The organism is Oceanicaulis sp. UBA6590 (assembly GCF_002433705.1).
Lineage (GTDB): Bacteria > Pseudomonadota > Alphaproteobacteria > Caulobacterales > Maricaulaceae > Oceanicaulis.
The window spans coordinates 37,434-63,497 of sequence record NZ_DJIQ01000041.1 but is presented as its reverse complement, the minus strand read 5'-3'; the positions used below and the strand labels follow the sequence as shown (position 1 = coordinate 63,497).

Here is a 26,064-nt window from a genome sequence, read left to right as displayed (position 1 = left end):
TCGTCATGACCGAGCGCGTCAAAATCGCCTGGAAGAACGTCACGGTGGGCTTTGACGGCCGCAAACCCGTGCTCAAGGGCCTCAATCTCGAAGCCCATGAAGGCCGCTCGCTGGTGGTGATCGGCGGGTCCGGCACCGGCAAGTCGGTGACCCTGAAAACCGCGCTCGGTCTGATCCGGCCGCAATCAGGCTCGGTCGAGATTGATGGCGAGGCCGTGCGCCCCGGCCATGGAAACGATCCCGGCGTCGCCCAGATCGGCATGCTGTTCCAGTCCGGCGCCCTGTTTGACTCCCTGCCTGTGTGGAAGAACGTCGCCTTCCGCCTGCTGCATGCCGAGCATGTGAGCGAGGACGAGGCCCGCACCCGCGCCCTCGAGGCGCTGGATCAGGTCGATCTCGACGCGCATGTGGCCGACCAGCGGCCCGGCTCGCTGTCCGGCGGCATGCTCAAGCGCGCCGCCCTGGCGCGCGCCATCGTCGCCCGACCGAAGATCCTGTTCTTTGACGAACCCACCACCGGCCTTGATCCGGTGACCGCGGACGTCATCAACAAGCTGATCGTGCGCCAGGTGAAAAATCTTGGCGCCACCGCCGTCTCCATCACCCATGACATGGTGTCGATGCGCCATATCGCGGACGATGTGGCCATGATCAAGGACGGCCAGACCCTGTGGCGCGGCAGCCTTGATGGTGTGGAAAGCTGCGCCCATGACGAGGTTTGCCGTTTCGTCCGGGGTGAAAGCTCCGAAGACTAGGCTGCAAGCTGACGCCGTGCGAAGCCGAATCGGGCGCTTTGCGCTATAGTCCGCCCTCGCCTGCCGCAAGGAGCCCCCATGGCCCGTTCCGACACCGTTTATGTCTGCCAGTCCTGTGGCGGGGTGCACGCCAAATGGGCGGGACGGTGCGACGCCTGTGGATCGTGGAACACGCTGGTGGAGGAAAGCGGCGCAAGCGCGCCTCTGGGCTCGAACGCCAAGGCGCCCAGCCGCTCCACCCGCCGTTCGCGACTTGAGCTGGTGGACCTGGGCAGCGCCACCGAAGATCCCAAACGCTTTGAAACCGGCCTGCGCGAGCTCGACCGCGTGGCGGGCGGCGGGTTGGTGCCCGGCTCGGCCATTCTGGTGGGCGGTGATCCGGGGATCGGCAAATCCACTCTGCTGCTGCAGGCGGTCGCCCAGCTCGCCAAGGGGGGCGCGAAATCGGTCTATGTCTCCGGCGAGGAAGCGGCTGATCAGGTTCGCCGTCGCGCGCGACGTCTGGGGCTGGCGGATGCGCCCGTGGCGTTGGCCGCCGAGACCAGCCTTGAGGTCATTCTTGATGGCCTGAAGAAGGAAACGCCGGACATTGCGGTGATCGACTCGGTCCAGACCCTGTGGTCGGACCAGCTGGCCGCCGCGCCCGGGACGGTGGCGCAGGTCCGCGCCTGCGCCCAGGAACTGGTGCGGTTCGCCAAGAAGAAGAACACCATCATCATCCTCGTGGGTCACGTCACCAAGGACGGCCAGATCGCCGGCCCGCGCGTGGTCGAGCACATGGTGGACGCGGTGCTCTATTTCGAGGGTGAACGCAGCCACCAGTTCCGCATCCTGCGCGCGGTGAAGAACCGCTTCGGCCCGACCGACGAGATCGGCGTGTTCGAGATGGCCGACGCCGGTCTGCAGGAAGTCGCTAACCCCTCCGCACTTTTTCTTGATGGACGCGGTGAAGCCGCCTCGGGCGCCGCTGTGTTTGCCGGCATGGAAGGCACGCGTCCGGTTCTCACGGAAATTCAAGCCCTTGTGGCGCCCGCCGCCTTCGGAACGCCGCGACGTGCGGTTGTGGGCTGGGATTCAGGACGCCTCGCCATGGTGCTGGCGGTGCTTGAAGCGAGATGCGGTCTTGGATTCGGCGGACGTGACGTTTATTTGAACGTCGCAGGCGGGTTGAAAATCAACGAACCCGCAGCGGATTTGGCGGTGGCGGCAGCCTTGATCTCTTCGTTCCTGGATACCCCCCTGCCCAAAGAGGGCGTGGCGTTTGGCGAGATTTCGCTGTCCGGGGACGTGCGCCCGGTGGGCCGCGCCGATGCGCGCCTGAAAGAAGCCGCAAAGCTCGGATTTAACCGCGCCCTCGCGCCGGAAGGCGTTGATGGCGCGGGCGTGACCGTGGACGCGGTCTCCACCGTACAGGCGCTGGTGCGTCGATTGGGCCAGGACGCCGTCTAGGCGCATGAACGAGGGACGACGATGAACGCAGCGCTAGCCGGTTTTGACATCCTCGCCCTTCTCATCCTCTTTGCGTCCGGGATCATGGCGCTGACGCGCGGCTTTGTGCGCGAGGCGCTGACGGTGACGGCGCTGGTGGCGGCGGCCCTCGCCGCGCTCTGGACGCGCCCGGTCTTCGCGCCGCTGATGCAGTCGGTGATCGGTTCGGCGCTCTTCGCCAACCTGATCGCAATGGGTGTGGTGTTCCTGTTGGTCTATCTGGCCGTCAGCTTCGTCACTGGCCCGCTGACCCATAATGTGAAGCAGGGCGAGGACGTGCCGGTTCTGGATCGCGCCCTCGGCTTTGTCTTCGGTCTGGCGCGCGGTCTGGTGCTGCTGGGCCTTCTGGTTCTGGTGTTCAAGAACACCCTGCCCGGCGCCACGCCGAACTGGCTGACGGGCTCACGCGTTTACCCGCTGGCCGAGGCCAGTGCGAACCTTCTTCAATCGCTGGCCCCCGAGACCAGCTGGGTCAAGGGCAAGACGCCTGCAGACCAACCGCAAGAGAGCGTTGACGAAGACCCGATCGGTCGGCTTATCGAACGCACAAACGAGGACGAGGACGGATGAGCTTCCCCAGCCTGACCTATGATCCCGCCACCGACCGCCCGCAGGAAGAATGCGGCGTGTTCGGCGTGCGTCGCGTGGCCGATGCGTCGGTCCTGGCCGCTTTTGGTCTGCATGCCCTGCAGCATCGCGGACAGGAAGCCTGCGGCATCACCAGCTATGACCGAAACAAGGGCCGGTTCACCACCGAACGCCATCTGGGTCTGGTGGGCGAGCACTTCACCGAGCCCAAGCGTCTTGAGCGCCTGACGGGCGACATGGCCATCGGCCATGTGCGCTATTCCACCTCGGGCGGGTCGAGCATGCGCAATGTGCAACCGCTCTACGCCGATGTGCGCGGCGGCGGCATCGCCCTCGCCCATAACGGCAACCTGACCAATGCCCGGCTGCTGCGCGAGGAACTCGTCGCCGGCGGCGCCATCTTCCAGTCCACCTCGGACTCCGAAGTGATCCTGCAGCTCGCCGCCCGCTCCAAGCAGCCTGATTCCGTAGAGCGCCTGATTTCCGCCTTCACCCAGATCGAAGGCGCGTTCGCGCTGGTCGCGATGACCAATGATCTTCTGATCGGCGCACGCGACCCGCTGGGCATTCGTCCGCTTGTGATGGGCGAGCTCGACGGCGCGACGATCTTCGCGTCGGAAACCTGCGCGCTCGACATGATCGGCGCGCGCTATATCCGGGATATCGAGCCCGGCGAAGTGGTGATCGTGTCTGACGAAGGCATCGAGACCCGCCGCTATGCTCCGGCGCGCCCGGCGCGCACCTGCGCATTCGAGTACATCTATTTCGCGCGTCCGGATTCCGTCATCGACGGCATTTCGGTCTACGAAGCGCGCAAGCGCATGGGCATCCGACTGGCCCAGGAATGCCCTGCCGATATCGACGTTGTGGTCCCGGTGCCCGATTCTGGCATGGCCGCCGCGCTCGGATTCGCCGAAGAGATCGGCAAACCCTTCGACCTGGGGATCATCCGGGCGCACTTCGCCGGCCGCACCTTCATTCAGCCCACCCAGGCCAAGCGCGATCTGGGCGTGAGACGCAAGCACTCCGCCAACGCTTCGGTGCTGCGCGGCAAGAAAGTGCTGCTCGTTGACGACTCCATCGTCCGCGGCACCACCTCGAAGAAGATCGTGCGCATGGTGCGCGAGGCCGGCGCCACGGAAGTGCATTTCCGCTCCGCCTGCCCGCCGATCACTCATCCCGATTTCTACGGCATCGACATGCCGATGCGCGAAGAGCTGATGGCGGCCAGCCTGAACCCTGAAAAAATGGGCGAAATGCTGGAATGCGACTCGCTGGGCTTCCTGTCCGTCGAAGGCCTTTACTGGGCCGTGCATGGCGAGGCGCGCAATCCCGAGCGCCCGCAGCTCGCCGACCATTATTTCACTGGGGATTACCCCACTCGCCTTGTGGACCACGATCGTGCTGCGTCCTCCAAGGAAGAGCAACTCTCACTTCTGGTTGACGCATGACCGATACTAAACCGCTTGCAGGCCGCGTGGCGCTGGTGACCGGCGCTTCGCGCGGGCTGGGCTATGCCATCGCTCTCAAACTGGCTGAAGCCGGCGCCGAGGTGATCGCCACCGCGCGCACCCAGGCCGGGCTTGAAGACCTCGATGACGCCATCAAGGCCATCGGTGGCAAAGCCACCCTCGTCCCGCTCGATCTCAACTCCCAGGATGGCATTGAAAAGCTGGCCGAAGCGGTCGCGGGCCGGTGGAAAAAACTCGACATCATGGTGGCGAACGCGGGCGCTCTGGGCGTGCTGACGCCCGCCGCTCAGCTGACGTCAAAGGTCTGGAACGAAGTTCTCGCCACCAATCTGATCGCGCCCGCGCGGATGATCCGGGCCTTTGAAAGCCTTCTGAAAGCCTCAGATGCCGGCCGCGCCGTCTTCATGACCTCCGGCGTCGGCAGCCGCCGCGCCAAGGCCTATTGGGGCGCTTACGGCGCCTCCAAGGCCGGCCTCGACAATCTGGTGCAGTCCTGGGCCCAGGAGCTGACCGATACGCCCTTGCGCGCGAACCTGCTTGATCCGGGCGCGACGCGCACCCGCATGCGGGCCAAGGCCGTGCCGGGCGAAGATCCCGACACCCTGCCCACGCCCGCCGAAATCGCGCCGAAAGTGGTGGAGCTGTGCCTGCCGTCCGAAACCCGCAATGGCGAGATCGTCAGCGCGCAGGGCTGAGCCCAGCAAACCCGGTATGAAAAAGGCGGCCCGCTGGCCGCCTTTTTTATTTGTCCTTGGCGTAGGGGTTTTTCTGCCCTTTCACGATCAGGCGGATCGGTACGCCCGGCAGATCAAACGCCTCGCGCAATCCGTTGATCAGATAGCGCTTGTAGCTGTCGGGCAGATGCGCAGCGCGGCTGGCCATCAGAACGAAAGTCGGCGGACGCGCCTTCGTCTGGCTCAGATAGCGCGGTTTCACACGGCGGCCGTCCACGGCAGGCGGCGGGTGACGCTGGACCATCTCGGCGAGCCAGTCATTGAGATCGCGGGTCTTCACCTTCACGTCCCAGTTCTTGTGCAGCGCGGACACGGCCGGCATGATTTTCTCAAGGCCACGGCCCGAGATCGAGGAGATCGGGATCAGCGGCGCGCCCTTGATCTGCGGCAGAAGACGCTCGAACTCCTCGCGCAGCTCGGCGAGCTTGGCCTGCTTGTCCTCGATCAGATCCCATTTGGTGATCAGCACCACCAGGCCCCGCCCCTCGGTGACCACGCGGTCCGCAATGGTCAGGTCCTGCTTCTCGAACGGGCGCTCGGCATCCACCAGCAAGAGCACGATCTCGGCGAACTTGATGGCGCGCAGCGTATCGGCTGCGCTCATGCGCTCCAGCCGGTCATCCACCTTGCCGCGCTTTCGCAAACCGGCGGTGTCGTGCAGTCGCACGCGCTGACCGTCCCATTCCCATTCCACCGCAATGGCGTCCCGGGTCAGGCCGGCTTCGGGGCCCGTGATCAGACGGTCTTCACCGATCAGGGCGTTGATCAGAGTGGACTTGCCCACATTCGGACGACCGGCGACAGCAAGGCGCAGAGGCGGATCCTCTTCATCATCACCCTCGCCGTATCCATCCGCCTCCATCTCGGCGCGGATGCGATCCTGAGCGGCCTCGATGGCGTCGGTCAGGCGCGCATAGAGATCGCCCATGCCTTCGCCATGGGCGGCGGAGACCGGCACGGGTTCACCCATGCCCAGCTTCCACGCTTCCATGGCGCCGTATTCGCCCTTGGCGCCTTCGCACTTGTTGACGGCCAGGATCACCGGCTTGTGAGATTTGCGCAGCACTTCAGCGAAGCGCTCATCCATGGCGGTGATGCCTTCGCGGCCATCAATCAGGAAGACGCAGACATCGGCTTCATCCAGGGCGGCTTCGGTCTGGGCGCGCATGCGCGCCTCGATGCCCGCCTTGTCATCTTCATAACCGGCGGTGTCCACAAGACGCAGTTCAAGGTCGCCAATACGGCCGCGCGCTTCACGCCGGTCGCGCGTCACGCCCGGGCGATCGTCCACGATCGCCAGCGGCTTGCCGGCGAGACGGTTGAAGAGCGTGGACTTGCCCACATTGGGCCGTCCCACGATGGCGAGGGCAGGCAGGGTCGATTTCAATTACCGGGCTCCAGAGCCCCCTGAAATCAGCGTAGCGCGATCAGGCGGCCTTCATCGGTCAGCACAAGCACCGTTTCATCTGCGATCACAGGCGCAATGTAAACCGAATCTCCCAGATCGCGATCACCCATCGGGTCACCCGTGGTCGGGTCGAAGAAGGCGAGATCGCCTTCGGACGACGCCAGAACCAGTCGGTCACCCGCCAGGATCGGCCCGGCCCAGGAGACGCGATTCTTGCGTTTGCGCTCATTGCGGAACTGCTGAAGCTGGGTCAGCCAACGGACCTCTCCGGTGGTGCGATCAATCGCCACCAGCTCGGCATTCACCGACACCAGGAACAGGTAATCGCCTGCAATCGCCGGCGCATTCAGTCCGCCTGCCGGTTGCTCCCACATGCGCTCGCCAGTGCGCAGATCAAAGGCGGCCATGGAGCCTGAATGGCTCATGGCATATGCCGCATCGCCCAGAATGACCGGGCTTGCGGCAATGTCATTGATGGTGGAGAGCGGCGTCAGGCCGCCTGCGCGGGTCAGGGAGTCAGACCACAGCACGGTGCCGTTCTGAACGCGCAGCGCCACGATCTCGCCGGATGAGTAAGGCGCGATGACCACATCACCCAGCACAGCCGGGCTCGGCGCCGTCAGGATGCGGGCGGTTTCGGCAATGGAGCGGTGGCTCCACAGCACATCGCCATTGCTGGCGTCGAGCGCCAGAAGCTCGTTGTCATCGGTCGAGACGAAGACACGACCGTCCGCGACCGTCGGCGCGGAATGGAACGGCGTCAGCGAATGCGCGCGCCAGACTTCCTCGCCCGTCGCCGCATCAAGGGCGACAAAGAAGCCGCCGCCCGAATGGGCGTAGATCCGCCCATTGTCGAAAGACAGACCGCCGCCAAAGGTCAGCACCCGGTCGCCGCCGCGGAAGAAGGGCAGGAACCCGTCGCCCTGCGCTTCATGCAGGGAGGGATCATCCAGACGCGTGCGCCAGATCTCGTCGCCATCGGACAGGCTCAGGGCGGACACCCGGCCCTCGGCGTCAATCACATAGGCCACGCCGTCGGAAATCACCGGGCGGGCGTTGATGCGGGCATTGCGGCTGGAGCCGGCGCCGACGCGCGTGCGCCAGACAACGTTCAGATCCCCGCTGGCCGCCGTGTGCTGCATGGCGTGGGTCGGATATCCGTCCGCCTGGGGCCAGGCCGTGTTCACATAGGCGCGCGGCAGGGTCGCGACGCCCGCCTCCTGCACGCGCAGCGTATCGCCCAGCTCCAGCACCGAACGGCGTTCGGAATCCGGCGGCGCATTCGGATCATCGGATTCAGGCGCGGAGAAGGGATTGAGATTGCTCAGGCGCTCACCGGCGCCGCAGCCGGTCAGAAGCAGGCTGGCGGCGAGACACGCATAAAGCGGCAGGGTGCGAGACAGGGTCACTGCCCGTCCTCCTCTTGCTCGGCGGTTTGGGGCGCCGCTTCGGACGGGGCGGGTTCAACGGCTTCGGAAGCCTCAGCTGGTGCGGCCTCCATGTCCACAGGCTCGGCGGCGGGCGCACGCTGATCGAGATAGGACTGCGCCTGCATGACGCGCTGGCTCATGGCCTGCGGCAGATCGAGCGCCACCGACAAGAGCTGATAGCGCTGACGCGCCTCATCCCAGCGCTGATCGCGAAGCGCCGCAGCGGCCATCAACTCACGCGCCAGCAAGCCGACCGGGGCGGCGCCCTCGGTCAGCGGCTCAAGCCGGTTGGCCAGGTCGTCATAGGACAGCTGGTCGAACTGGGCCAGCGCCGCCTGATAGCGCGCCAGGTCCCGGATCAGCGGTTCCGGGCTGATCTCGCCCGCCCGGTTGAACAGTCGCGCGGCTTCCTCGGCGTCGCCCTGCGACAGGGCGATCTCCGCCCGGCGCATCAGAGCCAGCGTTTCATACCCGCGCGGGCCGGATTCGACGAGCGCCTGAAACTGGCTGTCGGCCTGAAGCAGATTGCCGGCCTCATAGAGTTCGGCGGCGGCCTGGTACTGCTCGGAAGCGGCGTCCGCACGCTGCTTGGAAGACCATTCCATGAACTGATATGCGCCCACGCCGAGCACGATCGCCGCTGCCGCGCCGCCGACCCACGGGCCCCATTTCCTGAGAAGGGCGTTGTACCGTTCCTGGCGCAGCTCTTCTTCGACTTCGTCGAAAACGTCGACCACTGGGGGCGCTCCACTTGTTCAAAAATTTCCGTGCGCCGGACCCTAGCCGCGTGCATCGCGCCGGGCAATACGCGCTTGCGGTATCAGCGCTTCTTCGCGCTGTAGACATGCTCGGGCCCCGGAAAGACCCGCGCGCGCACATCCTCGGCATAGGCCTGGAACGCAGCATCTGCGATTTCGCGCAAACTGCCGTATTTCTTCACAAATTTCGGAGTCCAGTCGAACAGGCCGAGCATGTCCTGCATAACGAGGACCTGACCATCGCACGCCGCAGATGCGCCGATCCCGATCGTGGGCGCGGACACCTGTTCGGTGACCTCGCGCGCCACATCCTCAGCCACGCCTTCCACCACGATGGCGAAGGCGCCCGCCTCATCCATGGCGCGCGCTTCAGCCAGCACCTTGGCGCGGCTGTCTTCATCCCGCCCCTTGGCCTTGAAGCCGCCATCCGCCAGCGCCGCCTGGGGACGCAGCCCCACATGGGCGACGACCGGAACCGCACGCTCCACCAGATAGCGCACGGTCTCGGCCATCTGCACGCTGGTCTCGAGCTTGACCGCGCCTGCGCCTGTTTCCTGCAGCACCCGCACGCAATTGGCGAAGGCCTGTTCCTTGGATTGCTCATAGCTGCCGAACGGCATGTCCACGACCACCAGCGCCTGTTTCGAGCCGCGCATCACCGCCTGGCCGTGCAGAATCATCATCTCCAGCGTCACGGAGATGGTGTTGGGCAGTCCGTGAACCACCATGCCCACCGAATCGCCGACGAGAATCAGGTCGGTATGCGGATCCATGACCGCCGCCATCGGCGCGTCGTACGCTGTCAGGGAGACAATCGGAGCGCCGCCCTTGCGGGCGCGAATGTCCGGGGGGGTCAGGCGTTTGACCGGAGACTGGGTTTGAGCGGACATGACGGGGTCTCCCTTGGAGTTTGGCCCCGCAGCCTATCGCGCTTTCGCAGGCGCACAAGTCACCCGGTCTCACGCCCGCGCATCCGCCTCAGATATAGCTGCGCACGCCCGGCAGAACCCAGGCGAAGCCGAGCGCCATGAGGCCGAACACAGCGGTGACGATGGCTTCGGGTCCGAAGAAGCCCAGCGCCTGGGCCAGCACGCCATGCGCCTGATCGGCCGGAATCAGGCCCACGAGGTTTTCAAGCTGGCTGCCCGCAACGGCCGAGCCTGTTGCCCCCGCCCCGCCCAGCGCCAGAAAGCGCATGCGGTCCGGATTGTTGAGCCTTTTGGCGACGTGCTCCACAAAGACCGGGTCCTCCGCGGGCGGCGCCGCATCGGCGAACATCGCCGTCAGCTCCGCGTCGAAGGCGTCATCGTTCATGGGATCAAGATCGTCCGTCATGCCGCCGCCTCCTTGCGTTCGAACCAGGCCTTGAGTTTGGCCTTGCCGCGATTGACATGGCTCTTCACCGTGCCCAGCGGAAGGCCCGTGACCTCCGCCGCGTCAGAATGCGACAGTCCTGACGCATAACACAACACCACACAGACCCGCTCTTCCTCGCCCAGCGTGGCGAGGGCCCGGTCGAGATCCACCCGGGCGCCGCCATCGGCGGGCGCCTGATGGGTCTCCATGGGTTGGGCCTTGAGCTTTTCCATCGTCTTGTCGATCGCCTTGCGCTTGCGCGCGCTCATCAGGAATTCGGTGTAGGCGATCCGGCACAGCCAGGCCTTGAACGAGCCCGCCCCGGTATAGGCGGAGATCTTGTTGTAGGCCTTGATGAAGGTCTCCTGCGCCAGATCGTCGGCCAGGGCGGCGTTGCGGCACAAGCGCATCAGCACGGCGCGCACGGCGGACTGGTGGCGGGCGACCAGGGACGAAAACGCCCGCTGATCCCTGCCCGCGATCACCATCGCTATGAGTTCGCCGTCACTCGGCGTCATGCCCCAACTCCACGCCTGAGGACCCGATCAGTCCTGGTCCTTTTTCTTCGAGAACAGACCGAACAGGATCAGCACCACGCCGATAAAGCCCGGGAACGCGGCGATCGCGGTCATGATCGACAGGACCTCCTGATCCGCATCCAGTCCGCTTACCGCGAAGCCCAGAACGATCAGCGCCGCCGCAACCGCCAGCAGGATCGAGCCGGCTTTCAGATCACCACCCTTGGGTTTTTCCTGAACGCCCAGCGCCTTGATGGTCTCGGGCGACAATTGCTGACCGGAGCGGATCGCCTCCTGCACTGTCGCCAGAACCGCTTTCCGGCGCGAAGCCGAACCGGCCACATTGATGGCGACGATCGCCACGACCATCCCGAACAGGCCCAGCGGAACCAGAATGTCTTCCATGATCAACCTCCAGATTGGGGACGCTGTCTGTGCGTCCTGTACCGCTTAGATGCCGGGTGCGGCCCGATTGGATGCAAACTCGACGACAGCAACGCCAAAAAGCTGCATGTGGAAATACGCAATAACCGCAGACGCGAGAACGCCGATCAACAGCGCCGTCAGATCCGCCCACAAAACGCCGGGCCGGGCGAAGTGTCCGCCCGTCCAGTACCCCTCGACCAGCAGGATCAGCGACCAGCCGGCGAAGGCGCCGAACAGGAGGATCGAGGCGAGCTCGCCATTGGCCAGCAGGTGCGAGCCTGACCACAGGAACACGCCCAGCGTCATGGGGTGCCGTGTGAGCGACCGGATATGGCTGGGCAGATAGGTGGCGAAAATCAGCACAAGAGACACCGGCACCGCCACCAGCGCCACTGTGCGCGTCCAGGCGGGCGGCTGCCAGAGCGTCACCGAGGGATGCGCCAGGATCTGGCCGTAGACGATCAGGGTCAGGCCGATCGTGCTGAGCACGGAATAGAAGATCGCGAACAGCGCTTCGCCGGTCACCCTGACCATAAGCGCCTTGATCCCCAGGACCCGCGTCAGATGCACCCCGATAAAGATCACGAGGCCTGTGATCAAAACGCCCATAGACACGCCCTCCCCTTGAGCGCGAGAAGCTTAGACCGACTCTCCTCGCAAAGGCGAGTGGGCTTGGCCATCTGCGGCGTCTGGCCCGATTGAAGCTGCATCGGACTGGTCTAGTCTCACCATTGTGGAGGCCTGATGACCGATCTGTTGCGATTTCTGCTGCGTCACGCCGTGCTGGGCATGGTGATCGGCATCGCGTTCACCGCTCTCATCCTGGTGCTGGACATTGGTCAGATCCGCACCCTGACCGCGAGCGATCCGGCGGGCATGGGCGTACGCCTTCTTCTCGCCTTCTTCATCGGCTCCACCTTCGCCAGCCTTCAGATGGGGATTGCGGTGATGCATGCGCCGCCCGGAGGCGAAGGTGAGGATGAGGATCGCCACGGGTCTGGCGAAGACTGATCCCCTGCCCCATCTGAACATATCGTAATGCGTACAGGCTGTGCGGACTGTTTCGCCAGCCGGGGCGGATAGCCTAAGGTGCGCGCCAATCGACTCTGTATCCTTTGGGAGGGGATTTCATGCGTTCTCTGCTTCTCGCCGCCGTCAGCGGCCTTGCGCTCGCCGCCTGCAGCCAGCCGGCTGACACGGCTGCGGACACTCAGACCACCGCTCCGCAAACCACCGACAGCCAGGCCAGTGACGCCGCCATGTCCGATGAGGCGGAAGCCTCCAATCCGCTGACGGCCGAATGGACCGGCCCGTATGGCGGCGTGCCGGCCTTTGACCAGATGGACCTGAGCTATCTGCGTGAAGCGCTGGAAATCGGCATGGAACGCAACCGCGCCGAGATCGAGCAGATCGCCAACAATCCCGAACCGCCGACGTTCGAGAACACCATCGTCGCCATGGAGCGGGCTGGCGAGACCCTGAACCGCGTCTTCGTCTATTACGGCATCTGGTCGTCGAACCTGAGCTCTCCGGAATTCCGTGAGATCCAGCGTGAGATGGCGCCTGTACTGTCCGCCTTCTCATCCGAAATCACCCAGAACAAGGACCTGTTCGCCCGCATCCAGGCCGTCCATGACGGTGAGGAAATGGCGACGCTGCGCCCGGACCAGCAGCGTCTTGTTCAGCTGACCTATGACGGCTTCGCCCGCAACGGCGCGACCCTTGAGGGCGCGGAAGCCGAGCGCTACGCCGAGATCCAGTCGCGTCTGGCCGAGCTGCACACGCAATTCGCCAACAATGTGCTGGCCGACGAAGAGAACTACGTCACCTATCTGAGCGAGGACGAGCTGTCGGGCCTGCCGGACAGCTTCATCACCGCCGCCGCCAACCTCGCCGCCGAGCGCGGCCATGAGGGCGAATATGCGGTGCTCAACACCCGCTCCTCCATGGACCCGTTCCTGACCTATTCCGACGAGCGTGATCTGCGCGAGGAAGTCTGGCGCACCTATTACAATCGCGGCGACAATGGCGACGAGTACGACAACAACGCCATCATCGCCGAAATCCTGCAGCTGCGTGACGAGCGCGTTGAACTGCTGGGCTACGACAATTACGCCCAGTGGCGCCTCGAGAACCGCATGGCCGGCACGCCCGAGCGCGCGCTGGAGCTGATGGAGACGGTCTGGCCGGCCGCCATCGCCCGCGTCGAAGAGGAAGTCGCACAGATGCAGGCGCTCGCAGACGAGCGTGGCGACGACATCACGATCGAGCCGTGGGATTACCGCTACTACATGGAAAAGGTGCGTCAGGCCGAATACGACCTGAACTCCGAGGAAGTGAAGCAGTACTTCAACATCGAGAACCTGCGCGAAGCGATGTTCTATGTGTCCGGCGAGCTCTTCGGCTTCGAGTTTGAAGAGATCACCGACGGCTCCGTGCCGGTCTTCCACCCCGATGTCCGCGTCTGGGAAGTGACCGATCGCGATTCCGGCGACCATATCGGCCTGTGGTATCTCGATCCCTACGCCCGCCAGGGCAAGCGCTCGGGCGCCTGGGCGACCAGCTATCGCGGCCACACCACCTTTGACGGTGAAGAGACCGTGCTGTCGTCCAACAACTCCAACTTCATCAAGGGCGCGCCCGGCGAGCCGGTGCTGATCAGCTTTGATGACGCGACGACCTTCTTCCACGAAATGGGTCACGCGCTGCACGCCTTGTCCTCGAATGTCGCCTACCCGACCCTGAACGGCGGCGTGCGCGACTATACCGAGTTCCAGTCCCAGCTGCTGGAGCGTTGGGTGCTGACCGAGCCGGTCATCGAGAACTATCTGCGTCACGCCGAGACGGGCGAGCCGATGCCGGATGATCTGGTGGCCCGCATCCGCGCCGCCTCGACCTTCAACCAGGGCTTCGCGACTACCGAATATCTCGCCTCCGCACTGGTGGACATGTATCTGCACACCGCCGATCCCGAAGGTCTGGATCCTGATGCCTTCGAGCGTGAAACGCTGGAGCGTCTGGGCATGCCCGAAGAGCTGCCGATGCGTCACCGCACCCCGCACTTCGGGCACATCTTCTCGGGTGAAGGCTATTCGGCCGGCTATTACGGCTATATGTGGGCCGACGTGCTGACCTCGGATGCCGCCGAAGCCTTCGCCGAAGCGCCGGGCGGCTTCTATGACGCCGAACTGGCCGAGCGTATGGTCCAGTACCTGTTCGCGCCGCGCAATTCGGTCGATCCGGCAGACGCCTATCGTGAATTCCGCGGCCGTGACGCCACCGTCGAGCCGCTGATGCGCGACCGTGGCTTCCCAGTTCCGGGCGAAGAGGAAGAGGGCGAATAAGCCTCTTCCACTTCGACGAATGACAAGGCGGGCGGCTCGACGAGCCGCCCGTTCTGCATTCAGGGTCAGGCTGTTCCCGTCACCACGCTGATCACCACCCACATCAGGATCACGCCCTCAAGCCCATGAAGGATCAGGGACATCCAGTTTGATCTGAAGATCTGGGCTGGGAGGGCGTAGGCGATGCAGCTGGGGATCAGCGCCGGAAGCATCCAGAACTTGTGCGCGTGATAGAGCGCGAAGAGCACCCCATTGCCCACAAACGCCCAGCGCCCCCAGGCCGTCACCATGCGCGGCAGCAAGACGCCATGAAACAACAGCGCCTCTCCCAGCACATAGTTGAACAGGCAGGAGACGAGCGCCAAGGCGACCACATCCCAGCGCCCCTCCAGCTCGGGCACGGCCAAGGTTTCGATAAAGGCAAACGCCGGCGCCAGGCCTTCCAGTCTGTGACCAAGCGGCGTTGAACTGAACCCGGCGCCCACGGCGTAATCGGCAAACCATCCCGCCGCAAAAATGAAGGGAATGAGGAAGAAGGCCGGCGGCGCCGCTCTTGACGTTCCCGGCCAGAGCGGCGGGTTGAGCCAGAGCCGGGCCTTGATCGCCGTCCAGTGAAACCGGACGCCTTCCAGTCTGAGGACCAGAACCGCCACGACGGTTTGCCAGACCATGCCCAGAATGATGCAGCGCCAGAAGATCAGGCCGGGCAATTGATCGCTGTGTTGCATCCAGAACGGCGCAATGATCCAGGCCAGCACCGGCATGGGCGCGCTGGCGGCCAACCAGATCGCCAGAATGCGCCCCGTCTGTACAAGGCGCGCGGTGCCGGACAGGGGCGGCGTCACGACGTCGCCCTGCCCCGCCATCATGAACCGTGGAGCGTCCATGATCAGAACCGACGCATCACGCCGACAAACAGCCCCGTTGAGCTGTCATCCGCCATCAGCGGACTGTCGGTGATATCGGAGCTGTAGAAATCCGCCTCCAGCCCGCCGATCAGAAGCGTGCGGTCCGTCAGCCGATAGCGCGCCTGAACGCCCAGATGCGGCGTCCATACGCCGCCGGACGGGGCGCCCGGCGAGACGCCGAACTCATAGGCGCGCGCCTGGATCATCTCATCGGTGGAAATGCCGTACAGCCAGGTCGAGAGGTCTTCATCGCTCCAGACCGCGCCGGCGGAGATCTCGAGCTCCAGACGCTCGATGGGCGCCACGCTCCAGGCGATGTTCAGATCGACGGACTGGCCGCCGGACTGGTCACTGATGTCGATGAGATATTCCGCACTGGCGCTGAAGGCGCCCCGTTGGGCGCCGACCCGCAGGCCCGCGTCCACGCCCACATCCCGATCGAGCCCGTCATACAATTCGGTGTCGTCCGGATCGACCAGCGGAATACGCGGGCTCAGTCGCGCGTCCAGCTGCAGCGGGCCGAGCTCCAGCGCTCGCCAGCTCACGCCGCTGAGGTCAACGGTGAGACGGCCTTGCTGGAACAGGAAGAGCGGCAGCGCGCCCAGCTCCAGATCGTCCTTCGCGCTTTCATAGGGATTGGTGACGGCATAGGCGCCGGCGCCCAGCATCAGCACACGGCCCGTATCGGGCTCTTCGTATTGTGCGAAGGCGGAAACCGGCAGAGCGAACGCAGCCGCGATCAGGGCGGCGCCCGTCAGGTATCTGGTCATGACATGTCTCTTCTGTTTGGGGAGATGACATGTCGGCTCTAGCAGCCCGTTTCAGGGCCCGCGTCCGAACGGGTCCGATCAGACTTCAATCCTGTCCGAACGGGACGGGTCGGACAGAGGGCTAGCCGTCCCGGAACGCGCTCGGGGCCTGCCCGGTCTGTTTCTTCACGGCGAGATTGAAGGTGGAGCGGGAATTGAAGCCCACCTCATAGGCGATGGTCAGCAGCGGATCGGACGTCTCGCGTATGCGGCTCACCGCCTCTTCGACCCTCAGGCGGTTCACATAGTCAAAGAAGCTCACGCCAAGATGCCCGTTCAGACACTGGGAGAGATGGTTGGGGCTGACGGCCAGACGCGAGGCGAGCGTGCTGAGCGAGAGCAGCGGATCGCGATAGAGCCTGTCCTTGAGCATCACACTGTCCAGCCGCGCCGCAATCTGGGCCAGACGCGCGTCGGACAGGGAAGACCGTGCGTATTTTTCCGCCGTCTCCAGCGTCGGAGGCGCATCCGCCCGATCACGATACACCGGGGCCTGCCAGATCCCGTAAAGCCCCACCACGACGATCCAGACGCATTCCACCAGCGCATCACTGAGATCGATGAGCGGATTGGAGATCAGGCTGACCGGGAAGAACGTCTTGATGGCGCCCCAGCTCCAGGCGACCAGCATCAGCAGCAAGACCGCCCGGAGCCAGGACAGGGTGCGGTTCTCGATATTGGAGAAGATCTGTCGCACGGTCTGCAGGTTCCGCGTCAGCACCCAGACCGCCACGCCCAGATAGGCGAGCGTCAGAACCAGGAACAATCCGCTGAAGGCCGTCACCACGAGAAAGGCGGTCGAGCCTTCCGCTTCGCTCAGACCATAAACGCCCTGACGAATGGAGGTCGGCAGGGTGAAAAAGCTCAGACTGACCAGAACAGCCGCCAGCGCCGGCGCCCAGATCAGCAGCCTCAGCCGGACCGGCCAGGCCGCATCCGGCGCCCGCGTCATGTCGAGCACGTAGACCAGCAGAACAGGGCCATAGAACAGTCTGAACGGCCAGAGGGCGCCGATCAGGGCGGGGGCTGTCTCGTAAACGCCCGATTGCTCGAACAACAGCTCAAACCCCGAGAGCGCGCTCAGGACGAGAAAGGCGGCGAGCGCCTTCCTGGCATGACGCGGATGCGCGCCCGCCTCGCGACGGTCCAGCAGCCAGAGCTGAAGCGCAGCGAACAGGGCCACGCCCGCCGCCCCCGCTGAAATGAACTGCACCCAGAGCTCGATCATCCCAACGCCGCTCCCCGTTCGTCCTGGAGCAAGACTGACGGCGAACGGCGGGACTGACAATCGCTCACTCGCACCCGGGCGAGGATGCAGGCCGGGAGCGCCGCCCGGCCTGCACGCGCCTAGAACGGCAGTTCGGTCAGATCAGGAAGGGGCGCAATGATGCGCTCTCCGTCCACATCAGCCCCCACCATGAAGCGGTGCATCACGGCCGGCACCTCGGGCGTCGTCATGAAGAGATTGTGCCCGGCGTTTTCAACGATCACCCAGTCCACATGCGCCATGCGCGAAAGCGCCGCGCGCTGGCTGTCAGGATAGGTGCGGCCATCCAGCGTCCCGGACAGGAGAAGGATCGGCGTCTCGCCCGTGGGTGCTGCCCGGAAATCGTCGTCCAGCCCGAACCCGTCCCAAACGCCATTCAGCTGCGGCATGGGAAAGTTGAGATACGCGCCAAGCAGGGCGGTCTGCGCCTCATGCTCCACCTGCGCCAGACGCTCTGCACTGATCCCGGACGCCAGATCCATGGCTGTGGACATGGGTTGCAGGCTGATCGGCGCTCCCAGCTCGTAAAACCGGGCGATGATGGCCGAGGCGATGTTGGCGCTGCCGGCCTGATCAATCTCGGCGTACATCGCCAGGGCAATCGCGGCGGAGGCCGGATCCGCGATCAGACCGGAGGTCATCTGCTGCAGATCGCGGCGTTGAAGCAGGAAGGGGCGCGCGCCGTCCGCACCGGGGATCATGAGCGGCATCGGCTCCGCTTCCAGCCGCCCATGCACCCGCGCCATCATGCCCGCGATATCGGGATAGGCCGCCGCGGCCCCCGGCTGGGCGTTTACAGCCGCCTGCAGTCTTTCGATATAGGCTTCGGTCCGGGACGGCAGTTTCACTGTCTGATCCAGACCTTCCGCACTGGCCAGAATGGCGCGATCAATCTCGTCGGGGATGGCTTTGAGCGCCGCCATCGCGAGGTGCGTGCCATAGGAGATGCCCCAGAGCGTCACGCGCTCCGCGCCCAGATGCGCGCGCAGGTCGGAAATGTCCGCAACGCTTTCGGCCGTCGTATAGCCCTCGATCCCGACGCCTTGCTCACGCCAGAAGACGCGGCATTCACGGGCCGCCTGGCGATAGGCGCCGGCATACTCGGCGTCCGTGCCCGGCTCTGTTTCAGACACGCTGACGCTTGAAACACATGTCGGCAGATCATTGCGCGACAGGCCTGTGCCGCGCTGGTCGAAGGCGATCACATCACCATGACGGCGCATCTGCATGAACAGATCAAACCGGCGGCCGCGCGCCGTCCCGGTTCCCGACCCGCCCGGTCCTCCGGCGAGATACACGATAGGCGCGCCTGTCGCCCCCTCGAGCGCTGGAAAGCGCACATAGCCGATCTCGATCATCCGGCTGTCGGGGTTGCCGCGGTTCTCGGGCACGGTGAACGCGCCCTGAAACGCCTCGACGCTGACGCCGTCATTGCTCGTGAAACTGATCGGCTCTTCCGCCAAGGCGGCGCCGGTCAGCGCGAGGGCGGGAAGAAGGGAGAAAAGTCCTGACCGCATGTTTGTCTCCTTTGTGGGTCTCCCGCTCTTGCGGCGGGACGAAGAGCATGGTTGTTCCAAAACCCCGCCCGGTCAGGCGCTCATCGGTGAGCGGCGAAGCCGGATCGACGAACGGCGCCCCTTGCTGACAGAGACTGATGACCCGATTGCCTTTCATTCTCGGCGCGCTGGCGCTCCTCCTGTCCGCAGCGACCGGCCCCGCTGAGGCCCGTCAGGCCATCAGCCTGCGCGCCGCGCCGCTCATCGTGTGTCCGGCGGACGGCGCAGCGGACGCCCTGCCGGACTTCACGGCGCCCGATTGCCAGGAGATGCAGGTCTTTGAGCTCGACCCGCAGGGCCGTCATCTGTGGGCGCAGACCCGGGTCAGCCTCGAGGCCGAGTGGATCGCCTCGCCTGGCCCCAAGGGGGTCTATCTCTCCGGGCTCGCCGCCAGCGAGATCTATCTCAATGGCGTACGGATCGGCGCCAATGGCTTGCCGGGCGACAATGCCGGCCAGGAGCGCGCCGGACGGATCGACTTCGCCGCCCATGCCCCCAGGGACCTGTTTGTCGCCGGAGAGAATACCCTGGCCATCCGGCTGTCCTCCCATCATGGCTTCCTGACCCTGACCTCGCCGATGCAGTCCTTCTTCCTGGCCGAGTACGGTTCGCCGACAGACCGGATCCTCCAGTATTACTGGCCCAGCCTGATCATGTTCGGCGTGTTTGCGCTTGGCGCCCTGGTGTTCGCGGCGATGGCGGTCCGGGCCGAGCGCCGCGAAGAACCGATCATTCTGGTCGGCCTCAGCGCCGCGCTGGGCGCCCAATTGTTGATCGAGGCCGCACGCGGACTGATCAGCTATCCCTATCCGCTGCATGACGCGCGATTGATCGGCATCGTGGCCAGCGCGTTCGGCGTTTCGCTCAGCCTCATGGCGCTCACCCTCAAGCGCTTCACCTCGCTCAGCTTCGGACGCCGCAGCCTCGCGCTTGGCGGATATGCTGCAATCCTGGCCTTTCCGATCCTGCTGATGCGCGGCTTTGACGGCAAGACATGGGGCGTGCTGGCGCTGGCGCTCGCCTTGTGTGCGCTGCTGAGCGGCTATCAGGGTTTGAAAGGGCGACGCGAGGCGCTCGTCCATGCGTCAGGCTATAGCCTTGCCGCGCTCATCGCGATCACGACCCAGAGCGCCTTCATCGACCTGCACCTGTTCTGGCTGGCCAGCGTGTTCCTGATCGCCCTGTTTGTCCAGCAAGCGCTGACCCTGTTGCGTGAACAGCGCATCCGAGCCCTGGAAACCCGTCGCGCCGAAGCGCTGGACGCCGCGCTCGCCCTTGCACGTCAGGCCAGCGAGCCTGCCCTTCTGCCGCTGGAAAGCGGCGGGCGCACCGACTTTGTCCGCACCCAGGAGATCAGCCGAATTCAGGCCGCAGGCGATTATGTGGAGCTGCATTACGAGGATGGTCGATGCGTCCTCTACACGCTCACGCTCGCCCGGCTGGAAGACCAGCTGCCGCCCACCTTCCTTCGCGTGCATCGCTCCCATATCGTCAACACCGCTTTCGTCAGGGCGCTGGAACGCGAGCCGGGCGGCGGCGGGCGCTTGCTGCTGCGGTCGGGGGGCGAAGTTCCAGTCAGCCGACGCATCCTGCCCCGCGTGCGGACTGCGCTCTCTGAGGCCGACCCGGCCAGACCGGTCTGACGCCTCGCCGGGAACGATCACGTCAGACCGGCGTTAGCCTCTGTGACGCAAGCTGAGTGGGACAGGCGGACATGATCATTCTCGCAGCCCTGTTGCTGGGGATTCTGACAGGCGCACGCACCTTCATGGCGCTCGCCCTGGTCAGCGGGTATGCGCTCGTCATCGCGCCCCAGCCCCTGATCCCCGCCTTTGGCTGGCTCAGTGAATGGTGGGCCTTCGTCCCGCTCGCCGCCCTGGCCGGGCTGGAGCTCTGGGGCGACAAGCAGCCGCGCACCCCCTCACGCACCGAAACTGGCGGGGTTCTGGCCCGACTGATCGCGGCGGCTGTCGCGGGTGCGGCGCTGGGAGGCCTGCTGCCTGCCGTCGCCGGCATTCTGGGCGCTGCGGCCGGAACCTATGGCTGCGCTTTCCTGAGGGCCTGGCTGGCGGCGCGCCTGGACTCCGATTTCAGGGCCGCGCTTGCCGAGGACGCGCTCGCCATCTGCGGCTCGCTGGCCGTTCTGGTGTGGCTCGTCTGAGGCCCGCCGCCGTCCGACGGTTGAAGCGCGACCACCGCCCCTTACGTCTAGTCTCCCTGTCCCCCAAAGGAGCTCCCCATGAATATTCTGATGGTCCTGACATCGCATGACGAACTCGGTGAAACCGGTGAGAAGACCGGTTTCTGGCTCGAGGAATTCGCGGCCCCCTATTACGCGTTCAAGGATGGCGGCGCGAAGCTGACCCTCGCCTCGCCCAAGGGCGGCCAGCCGCCGCTCGACCCCAAGAGCGATGACGAGAGCGCCCAGACCGAGGACACCCGCCGGTTCAAGAGCGACGGGGACGCCCAGAAAGCCCTCGCCAACACCGTCAAGCTCGACACGGTCAATTCCGAAGACTTTGACGCCGTGTTCTATCCCGGCGGGCACGGTCCGCTTTGGGACCTGACCAATGACGAACATTCCGTGGCGCTGATCGAGTCCTTCTGGAAAGCCGACAAGCCTATCGGCGCTGTCTGTCACGCCCCGACCGTTTTGCTGAACGTCAAGGATGAGCATGGCCACGCGCTGGTGAAGGGCCGCAAGGTCACCGGCTTCACCAATTCCGAAGAAGAGGCCGTGGGTCTGACCCAGGTCGTGCCGCACCTGCTCGAGGACGCCCTGAAGGAGTTGGGCGGAGACTATCACAAAGGCGATGACTGGGCGCCCTTCGCCGTGTCCGATCACCGCCTGATCACCGGCCAGAACCCGGCCTCCTCCAAACCGGTCGCCGAAGCGCTGATGGCCCAGCTCAAGATCGGCTAGGCCTTCCAGTGAAAGCCCCGGGTCGCCGCCCGGGGCTTTTTTTGAGGTCTGGTTAAATCCCCTCAGGCGATACTGGGCGCCGCCCGGCACTGACCCATGGGGGAAATGATGCGCGCCCTGACCCTGGCGTTCCTGTTCGTACTCACCGCCTGTCAGGACGCCTCTGCTCCGCCCCCGCCGCCGGACTATCCCGCCCCCAACCACCAGATCGCCCGTCGCGCCTATATGGCGGCGCTCCAGTTCGACGGTCATGACAATCTGGCCAGTGAGACCCGCGCCGAGCGCATGTCCGCCTTCCGCTATCAGCTGGAGGTGCAGGAGGCGCGCCGCGAACGCACCCGGGAGGACACGCTGGTGGCGCTGGAGGCCCTGCGCCGGGTCGATGTGGAGAATTGCGGCTGGCGACGGCTGACCCGTGAGGACCTGCCCGACTGGGCGCGGGACCGGGTGCAGACCTTGCCGGAGGCGGCCTATGAGTGCGCCTTCACCCTCTATTTCCAGCGCTCGGGCCCGCCGCCCGGCCCGCGCATGAACGAGACGGCCACCGGCCTCTTCTTCATGCGCGACGGCGAGTGGATGTATATGGGCCGCATGCCCAATCCGTATAACTGACGCAAAACGGGCGGCCCGATGGGCCGCCCGTTTCTGTCAGGATCGAGAGAGTGCGCTCAATAGTGCGGCGGCTTTTCATTGCCCGGCGCAGGCAGGCCCGCCTCCAGCTCCGCAATGCGGTTGTCGGAAGCAGAAAGCCGCGCCTTCAGCGCCTCGATCTCTTTGGTCTGACGGGTCAGAACCTCAGAGAGGTCATCGAGCATCTGCTGCTGCTCGGCGACATGGATTTCAAGACGGTCGAGACGGTCGGTAGTCATTGCAAAGCCTACACTCAGCAAAATAAAGAAGATTGAGCCACTTCAGCTGGATGGCTTTATCGTAAATTGCAGCAATGCCACCCTAGCATGAATATGTTTTACAGTAGCAAAAACAATACGCCCATTGGCATCTTCTAGCCGTATCGCCTGATCCACCACAAACGGAGCTGGCTGAGGCTTGCCGCCATCAATAGCTATATTATCAGCATACATATAAGTTCGATTAGAAGTGTCCTTTATAGGATTCAACCTTCCTGTCAGACTTGGTATGTATCCGGTGCTAAACATAGTGACTGAACCAATGTTTTCAGATCGCGGCAAAACAACCTTTAAATCTTGATCCACATCCCGAACCTCAACTATCGCCGCTGGGTAGCTCTCATGAGAGACCAATAGTCGATAAAATCTACGGGTTGGGACGGTTAGAGCGCACTTACCATCAACACCTGAGACGCCTCTGAGAGCAGTCCCATTGTCAGCTTGGGCAGTCACAGCTGCATTAGCTATGGGAGCATCCTCGTCATCAACCACAGATACAACAAATTCATTTGGCGTCGGACTAGGCACAAAAGCTGCCAAGCTAAAATCTGACCGAACTAATTCCGATGGGACAGACCCACCAACACTCACAAGCTTCTTCACAATTAGAGAGGCAAGTTCATCTGGACTATAATCATTAGCAGACAGATACCCTACAGTGGGCAGAACTCCAGGAATTTCAGTTTCATCAAATCGCACAGGTAATATGTATTCCTGCGCCTCCTGAAAAGCCCGCGCTTGAGCAGATTCACGCTCATGGTTTGTCCATAGCTTACTTTTATAAGCCGCAGAAATGAACATGATTGTGAATTTAGCACGCTTAAAGTATACCTCACTTAAGTGAGTATATAAATCTTTCCCCCAAAGATCGACCTGTTCAAACTGGTCGTAAAAAACCTTAACTCCTAGATCCCGTAATGCTCTCGCGACCTGATCAACGTAAGGCCTTTCCTCACCAGCGAATGAGAAAGCGATATCGAAATCTGGGCTCGTGCTCACTTTTTACAACCTTGAACTATTTATCCCCTATTCCCACTCAATGGTTCCCGGCGGTTTGGAGGTGACGTCGTAGACGACCCGGTTCACGCCGCGCACTTCGTTGATGATGCGGGTGGCGGTGCGGCCCAGGAAGTCATGATCGAACGGGAAATAATCCGCCGTCATGCCATCGGTGGAGGTCACCGCCCGGAGGGCCAGCACATTGTCATAGGTGCGGGCATCGCCCATCACGCCGACCGTCTGGACCGGCAACAGCACGGCGAACGCCTGCCAGATGCTGTCGTAAAGCCCGGCCTTCTTGATTTCCTCGATATAGATCGAGTCCGCCTTGCGCAGCACGTCGGCCTTTTCCTTTGTCACCTCGCCCGGAATACGGATGGCGAGGCCCGGACCCGGGAAGGGGTGACGACCGATGAAGCTTTCGGGCAGGCCCAGCTCGCGCCCCAGCGCGCGGACCTCGTCCTTGAACAGTTCGCGCAGCGGTTCGACGAGCTTCATGTTCATGCGCTCTGGCAGACCGCCCACATTGTGGTGCGACTTGATGGTGACCGACGGGCCGCCGTCAAAGCTGACGCTTTCGATCACATCCGGATAGAGCGTGCCTTGCGCGAGGAAATCCGCGCCGCCCACGCCCTTGGCCTTGTCTTCAAAGACGTCGATGAAGAGCTTGCCGATGGTCTTGCGCTTCTTTTCCGGATCGCTTTCGCCCGCCAGCGCCGAGAGGAAGCGTTCTTCCTCATCCGCAGCCACGAGCGGGATGTTGTAGTGCTCGCGGAACAGGGTCACGACCTGATCGGCCTCGCCCGAGCGCATCAGGCCGGTATCGACGAAGACGCAGGTGAGCTGGTCGCCAATGGCTTCGTGGATCAGGACGGCAGCGACCGAGCTGTCCACGCCGCCCGACAGACCACAGATCACCCGGCCCGAGCCGACCTGTTCGCGGATCTTGGCGATGGCCTCTTCCTTGAAGGCGGCCATGGTCCAGTCGCCCTTCATGCCCGCAATCTTGTGGGTGAAGTTGCGCAGGATCAGCGCGCCGCGCGGCGTGTTCACCACTTCGGGGTGGAACTGCACGCCGTAAAAGCGACGCCCCTCATCCGCAATGGCGGCGAAGGGCGCATGGGTTGTGGCGGCGATGGGATGGAAGCCCTGCGGGATCGCGTTCACACGGTCGCCATGGCTCATCCACACGCGTTCGAGATGGCCCACCTCGCCAATGCCGTCAAACAGGGGGCTGTCCGCGACGATCTCGATATCGGCGCGGCCGAACTCGCGTTCCTCCGCCGCTTCCACGCTGCCGCCCAGCTGGGCGCACATGGTCTGCTCGCCATAGCAGATGCCCAGCACCGGCAGGCCGCGCTCGAACACGCTCTGGGTCGCGCGCGGGGTGCCTTCGCCATGGACGGAATTGGGACCGCCCGACAGGATGATCGCCTTGGGCGCAAAGGCGTCCAGGAAGGCGTCGTCCACGCGGTTGAAGGGGTGAACCTCGCAATAGACGCCACTTTCGCGGAGTCGGCGAGCAATCAGCTGGGTGACCTGACTGCCAAAGTCGATCACCAGCGCTTTTTCATGGTGGGCCTGAATCTCGGTCATGGCTGCGCATAGCGCAGATCGAAGCTATGCGGAAGAGGGCTGAAGCTGCGCAAAACTTGTCATTGCCGATCCTCGTGAGTTTGGATGAGAAAGACCGCGTATGAACCGGCTAAGTTAACTGCAAACTCAGCATGCCGTGCTGTCGGCCGAGCGGGAGCCTTTTTTCCGTGACCATGTGAGTCTGAGAGCTGATTCCGCAATGTGCCTAAATTGTTCACCACGTTGGTTAGACTGCCTAAAATTTGCTTGAAGACTCTTTCGCTGTGCTCCGAAGGAGCCAGCTTCAACTCACCCGAGAGTTTCTTATAAAGCGCCGGAAGGTCATCACCCTTGGTGTACTCAATCATACGCGCATCAAGGATGTGCTTGATGACCGTTTCCATGAGTGCTCGGGCAGCAGTGATGGCCCCTTCAGGATCACTTTTTCGTCGACTCAATGCTTTGAACCAAATTCGCTGAACAGCTTGTTTATCAAACTTTCCAAGCTGTTCTGACACCAAAGGCTCTGTTGGCGAAATGACCTGCGACTCGAGGTGGTCAATCAATGGCGTAAAGGCTGAGCCAATAATTTCGCGCCTCTCAGCATAAGTGCCTGCCCGCTTTTTGATGAATGGCCAGAACGAGCCAAAAGCTCTGTGCGTTCTCACAAAATCTGGAAGCAAATCTTTTAGTAGTTCATCTTCCATGAAGTCCCGACGAAGCTGTTGGTACAGCAATTGGTCTCCGCCACCTCCCGTAGCCACATCGACCAGCAAATTTTCCAAAAGCTGCGCTTTTTCAAGGAGAGAATCGGGAATATCGGGTTGGTCCATAGCTTTCAC

The 26,064-nt window shown here is 63.7% G+C and carries 27 protein-coding genes; 11 read left to right on the top strand and 16 right to left on the bottom strand.

Going from position 1 to position 26,064, the window contains the following annotated elements; genetic code table 11:
• Positions 1-5 precede the first annotated feature (5 nt).
• The 5 genes from B2Z70_RS08975 to B2Z70_RS08955 all read left to right on the top strand — a co-directional run bounded on the left by B2Z70_RS08975 (position 6) and on the right by B2Z70_RS08955 (position 4,998).
• Positions 6-755, top strand: a complete 750-nt coding sequence (locus B2Z70_RS08975) for an ABC transporter ATP-binding protein (protein ID WP_292982617.1) — start codon at positions 6-8, stop codon at positions 753-755.
• 78 nt (positions 756-833) lie between these two features.
• A complete protein-coding gene (gene radA, locus B2Z70_RS08970; RefSeq protein WP_292982615.1) occupies positions 834-2,204 on the top strand; it encodes a DNA repair protein RadA in 1,371 nt (456 codons plus the stop codon).
• 21 nt (positions 2,205-2,225) lie between these two features.
• A complete protein-coding gene (locus tag B2Z70_RS08965; protein ID WP_009800456.1) occupies positions 2,226-2,813 on the top strand; it encodes a CvpA family protein in 588 nt (195 codons plus the stop codon).
• Positions 2,810-4,282 (top strand): amidophosphoribosyltransferase, encoded by a 1,473-nt coding sequence (gene purF / locus B2Z70_RS08960; RefSeq protein ID WP_009800457.1) that lies wholly within the window; start codon positions 2,810-2,812, stop codon positions 4,280-4,282. The genes B2Z70_RS08965 and purF overlap by 4 nt, the downstream gene beginning before the upstream one ends.
• Positions 4,279-4,998: an SDR family NAD(P)-dependent oxidoreductase gene (locus tag B2Z70_RS08955; RefSeq protein WP_292982612.1), complete on the top strand. Its 720-nt coding sequence runs from the start codon at positions 4,279-4,281 to the stop codon at positions 4,996-4,998. The genes purF and B2Z70_RS08955 overlap by 4 nt, the downstream gene beginning before the upstream one ends.
• A 46-nt stretch (positions 4,999-5,044) precedes the next feature.
• Here the strand turns inward: B2Z70_RS08955 and der are convergent, their stop codons facing one another.
• From der to B2Z70_RS08915, 8 genes are all read right to left on the bottom strand, one after another.
• Positions 5,045-6,424: a ribosome biogenesis GTPase Der gene (gene der / locus B2Z70_RS08950; RefSeq protein ID WP_009800459.1), complete on the bottom strand. Its 1,380-nt coding sequence runs from the start codon at positions 6,422-6,424 to the stop codon at positions 5,045-5,047.
• A 26-nt stretch (positions 6,425-6,450) separates the two neighbouring features.
• Positions 6,451-7,854, bottom strand: coding sequence for an outer membrane protein assembly factor BamB family protein (locus B2Z70_RS08945; protein ID WP_292982610.1), 1,404 nt, complete (start codon positions 7,852-7,854; stop codon positions 6,451-6,453).
• Complete coding sequence (locus B2Z70_RS08940) at positions 7,851-8,612, bottom strand: tetratricopeptide repeat protein (protein WP_009800461.1); 762 nt, start codon at positions 8,610-8,612, stop codon at positions 7,851-7,853. Before B2Z70_RS08940 ends, B2Z70_RS08945 begins: the two co-directional genes overlap by 4 nt.
• A gap of 83 nt (positions 8,613-8,695) precedes the next feature.
• Positions 8,696-9,523, bottom strand: coding sequence for a 3-methyl-2-oxobutanoate hydroxymethyltransferase (gene panB, locus B2Z70_RS08935; protein ID WP_292982608.1), 828 nt, complete (start codon positions 9,521-9,523; stop codon positions 8,696-8,698).
• A gap of 88 nt (positions 9,524-9,611) precedes the next feature.
• Positions 9,612-9,968, bottom strand: coding sequence for a hypothetical protein (locus tag B2Z70_RS08930; protein WP_009800463.1), 357 nt, complete (start codon positions 9,966-9,968; stop codon positions 9,612-9,614).
• The gene (locus B2Z70_RS08925; protein ID WP_009800464.1) at positions 9,965-10,507 is read right to left on the bottom strand and encodes an RNA polymerase sigma factor; all 543 of its coding nucleotides are present in this window, start codon (positions 10,505-10,507) and stop codon (positions 9,965-9,967) included. The genes B2Z70_RS08930 and B2Z70_RS08925 overlap by 4 nt, the downstream gene beginning before the upstream one ends.
• Before the next feature lie 27 nt (positions 10,508-10,534).
• Entirely contained in the window at positions 10,535-10,912 is a 378-nt protein-coding gene (locus tag B2Z70_RS08920) for a DUF6249 domain-containing protein (protein WP_009800465.1), read from the bottom strand.
• Between the two features lie 45 nt (positions 10,913-10,957).
• Positions 10,958-11,542, bottom strand: coding sequence for an NnrU family protein (locus B2Z70_RS08915; RefSeq protein ID WP_292982603.1), 585 nt, complete (start codon positions 11,540-11,542; stop codon positions 10,958-10,960).
• Positions 11,543-11,677: 135 nt separating this feature from the next.
• On the opposite strand from B2Z70_RS08915, the gene B2Z70_RS08910 reads away from it, so the two are divergent.
• Both B2Z70_RS08910 and B2Z70_RS08905 read left to right on the top strand, forming a co-directional pair.
• A complete protein-coding gene (locus B2Z70_RS08910) occupies positions 11,678-11,944 on the top strand; it encodes a hypothetical protein (RefSeq protein ID WP_292982601.1) in 267 nt (88 codons plus the stop codon).
• Between the two features lie 119 nt (positions 11,945-12,063).
• Positions 12,064-14,277 (top strand): M3 family metallopeptidase, encoded by a 2,214-nt coding sequence (locus B2Z70_RS08905; RefSeq protein ID WP_292982599.1) that lies wholly within the window; start codon positions 12,064-12,066, stop codon positions 14,275-14,277.
• Positions 14,278-14,342: 65 nt separating this feature from the next.
• Here B2Z70_RS08905 and B2Z70_RS08900 read toward each other — a convergent pair whose 3' ends face one another.
• From B2Z70_RS08900 to B2Z70_RS08885, 4 genes are all read right to left on the bottom strand, one after another.
• Positions 14,343-15,164, bottom strand: coding sequence for a CPBP family glutamic-type intramembrane protease (locus tag B2Z70_RS08900; protein WP_292982597.1), 822 nt, complete (start codon positions 15,162-15,164; stop codon positions 14,343-14,345).
• A 2-nt stretch (positions 15,165-15,166) separates the two neighbouring features.
• Entirely contained in the window at positions 15,167-15,955 is a 789-nt protein-coding gene (locus B2Z70_RS08895; protein WP_009800470.1) for a MipA/OmpV family protein, read from the bottom strand.
• Between the two features lie 121 nt (positions 15,956-16,076).
• Complete coding sequence (locus B2Z70_RS08890) at positions 16,077-17,222, bottom strand: helix-turn-helix domain-containing protein (protein WP_292982594.1); 1,146 nt, start codon at positions 17,220-17,222, stop codon at positions 16,077-16,079.
• A 119-nt stretch (positions 17,223-17,341) separates the two neighbouring features.
• Entirely contained in the window at positions 17,342-18,778 is a 1,437-nt protein-coding gene (locus B2Z70_RS08885; RefSeq protein ID WP_009800472.1) for an alpha/beta fold hydrolase, read from the bottom strand.
• Between the two features lie 137 nt (positions 18,779-18,915).
• Here B2Z70_RS08885 and B2Z70_RS08880 point away from each other — a divergent pair, with 137 nt between their 5' ends.
• The 4 genes from B2Z70_RS08880 to B2Z70_RS08865 all read left to right on the top strand — a co-directional run bounded on the left by B2Z70_RS08880 (position 18,916) and on the right by B2Z70_RS08865 (position 22,352).
• Positions 18,916-20,460, top strand: a complete 1,545-nt coding sequence (locus B2Z70_RS08880) for a LytTR family DNA-binding domain-containing protein (protein ID WP_292982591.1) — start codon at positions 18,916-18,918, stop codon at positions 20,458-20,460.
• Between the two features lie 71 nt (positions 20,461-20,531).
• Complete coding sequence (locus tag B2Z70_RS08875) at positions 20,532-20,978, top strand: hypothetical protein (RefSeq protein ID WP_009800474.1); 447 nt, start codon at positions 20,532-20,534, stop codon at positions 20,976-20,978.
• Between the two features lie 78 nt (positions 20,979-21,056).
• Positions 21,057-21,740 (top strand): type 1 glutamine amidotransferase domain-containing protein, encoded by a 684-nt coding sequence (locus tag B2Z70_RS08870; RefSeq protein ID WP_292982589.1) that lies wholly within the window; start codon positions 21,057-21,059, stop codon positions 21,738-21,740.
• A gap of 108 nt (positions 21,741-21,848) precedes the next feature.
• Entirely contained in the window at positions 21,849-22,352 is a 504-nt protein-coding gene (locus tag B2Z70_RS08865; protein WP_292982587.1) for a hypothetical protein, read from the top strand.
• A 56-nt stretch (positions 22,353-22,408) separates the two neighbouring features.
• On the opposite strand, the gene B2Z70_RS08860 is transcribed toward B2Z70_RS08865, so the two are convergent.
• The 4 genes from B2Z70_RS08860 to B2Z70_RS08845 are packed head-to-tail and all read right to left on the bottom strand — an operon-like array spanning position 22,409 to position 26,055.
• Positions 22,409-22,609: a SlyX family protein gene (locus tag B2Z70_RS08860; protein WP_292982585.1), complete on the bottom strand. Its 201-nt coding sequence runs from the start codon at positions 22,607-22,609 to the stop codon at positions 22,409-22,411.
• Positions 22,610-22,651: 42 nt separating this feature from the next.
• Positions 22,652-23,647: a TIR domain-containing protein gene (locus B2Z70_RS08855; protein WP_292982583.1), complete on the bottom strand. Its 996-nt coding sequence runs from the start codon at positions 23,645-23,647 to the stop codon at positions 22,652-22,654.
• A gap of 27 nt (positions 23,648-23,674) precedes the next feature.
• Complete coding sequence (gene guaA, locus B2Z70_RS08850) at positions 23,675-25,243, bottom strand: glutamine-hydrolyzing GMP synthase (protein ID WP_292982581.1); 1,569 nt, start codon at positions 25,241-25,243, stop codon at positions 23,675-23,677.
• A 59-nt stretch (positions 25,244-25,302) separates the two neighbouring features.
• Positions 25,303-26,055 (bottom strand): abortive infection family protein, encoded by a 753-nt coding sequence (locus tag B2Z70_RS08845; protein ID WP_292982579.1) that lies wholly within the window; start codon positions 26,053-26,055, stop codon positions 25,303-25,305.
• Positions 26,056-26,064 lie beyond the last annotated feature (9 nt).

Coding starts and splice junctions, on each gene's coding strand:
- B2Z70_RS08975 (WP_292982617.1), top strand. CDS start 6: ATGACCGAGCGCGTCAAAATCGCCTGGAAGAACGTCACGGTGGGCTTT.
- radA (WP_292982615.1), top strand. CDS start 834: ATGGCCCGTTCCGACACCGTTTATGTCTGCCAGTCCTGTGGCGGGGTG.
- B2Z70_RS08965 (WP_009800456.1), top strand. CDS start 2,226: ATGAACGCAGCGCTAGCCGGTTTTGACATCCTCGCCCTTCTCATCCTC.
- purF (WP_009800457.1), top strand. CDS start 2,810: ATGAGCTTCCCCAGCCTGACCTATGATCCCGCCACCGACCGCCCGCAG.
- B2Z70_RS08955 (WP_292982612.1), top strand. CDS start 4,279: ATGACCGATACTAAACCGCTTGCAGGCCGCGTGGCGCTGGTGACCGGC.
- panB (WP_292982608.1), bottom strand. CDS start 9,523: ATGTCCGCTCAAACCCAGTCTCCGGTCAAACGCCTGACCCCCCCGGAC.
- B2Z70_RS08930 (WP_009800463.1), bottom strand. CDS start 9,968: ATGACGGACGATCTTGATCCCATGAACGATGACGCCTTCGACGCGGAG.
- B2Z70_RS08925 (WP_009800464.1), bottom strand. CDS start 10,507: ATGACGCCGAGTGACGGCGAACTCATAGCGATGGTGATCGCGGGCAGG.
- B2Z70_RS08920 (WP_009800465.1), bottom strand. CDS start 10,912: ATGGAAGACATTCTGGTTCCGCTGGGCCTGTTCGGGATGGTCGTGGCG.
- B2Z70_RS08915 (WP_292982603.1), bottom strand. CDS start 11,542: ATGGGCGTTTTGATCACAGGCCTCGTGATCTTTATCGGGGTGCATCTG.
- B2Z70_RS08910 (WP_292982601.1), top strand. CDS start 11,678: ATGACCGATCTGTTGCGATTTCTGCTGCGTCACGCCGTGCTGGGCATG.
- B2Z70_RS08905 (WP_292982599.1), top strand. CDS start 12,064: ATGCGTTCTCTGCTTCTCGCCGCCGTCAGCGGCCTTGCGCTCGCCGCC.
- B2Z70_RS08900 (WP_292982597.1), bottom strand. CDS start 15,164: ATGGACGCTCCACGGTTCATGATGGCGGGGCAGGGCGACGTCGTGACG.
- B2Z70_RS08895 (WP_009800470.1), bottom strand. CDS start 15,955: ATGACCAGATACCTGACGGGCGCCGCCCTGATCGCGGCTGCGTTCGCT.
- B2Z70_RS08890 (WP_292982594.1), bottom strand. CDS start 17,222: ATGATCGAGCTCTGGGTGCAGTTCATTTCAGCGGGGGCGGCGGGCGTG.
- B2Z70_RS08885 (WP_009800472.1), bottom strand. CDS start 18,778: ATGCGGTCAGGACTTTTCTCCCTTCTTCCCGCCCTCGCGCTGACCGGC.
- B2Z70_RS08880 (WP_292982591.1), top strand. CDS start 18,916: ATGACCCGATTGCCTTTCATTCTCGGCGCGCTGGCGCTCCTCCTGTCC.
- B2Z70_RS08875 (WP_009800474.1), top strand. CDS start 20,532: ATGATCATTCTCGCAGCCCTGTTGCTGGGGATTCTGACAGGCGCACGC.
- B2Z70_RS08870 (WP_292982589.1), top strand. CDS start 21,057: ATGAATATTCTGATGGTCCTGACATCGCATGACGAACTCGGTGAAACC.
- B2Z70_RS08865 (WP_292982587.1), top strand. CDS start 21,849: ATGCGCGCCCTGACCCTGGCGTTCCTGTTCGTACTCACCGCCTGTCAG.
- B2Z70_RS08860 (WP_292982585.1), bottom strand. CDS start 22,609: ATGACTACCGACCGTCTCGACCGTCTTGAAATCCATGTCGCCGAGCAG.
- guaA (WP_292982581.1), bottom strand. CDS start 25,243: ATGACCGAGATTCAGGCCCACCATGAAAAAGCGCTGGTGATCGACTTT.
- B2Z70_RS08845 (WP_292982579.1), bottom strand. CDS start 26,055: ATGGACCAACCCGATATTCCCGATTCTCTCCTTGAAAAAGCGCAGCTT.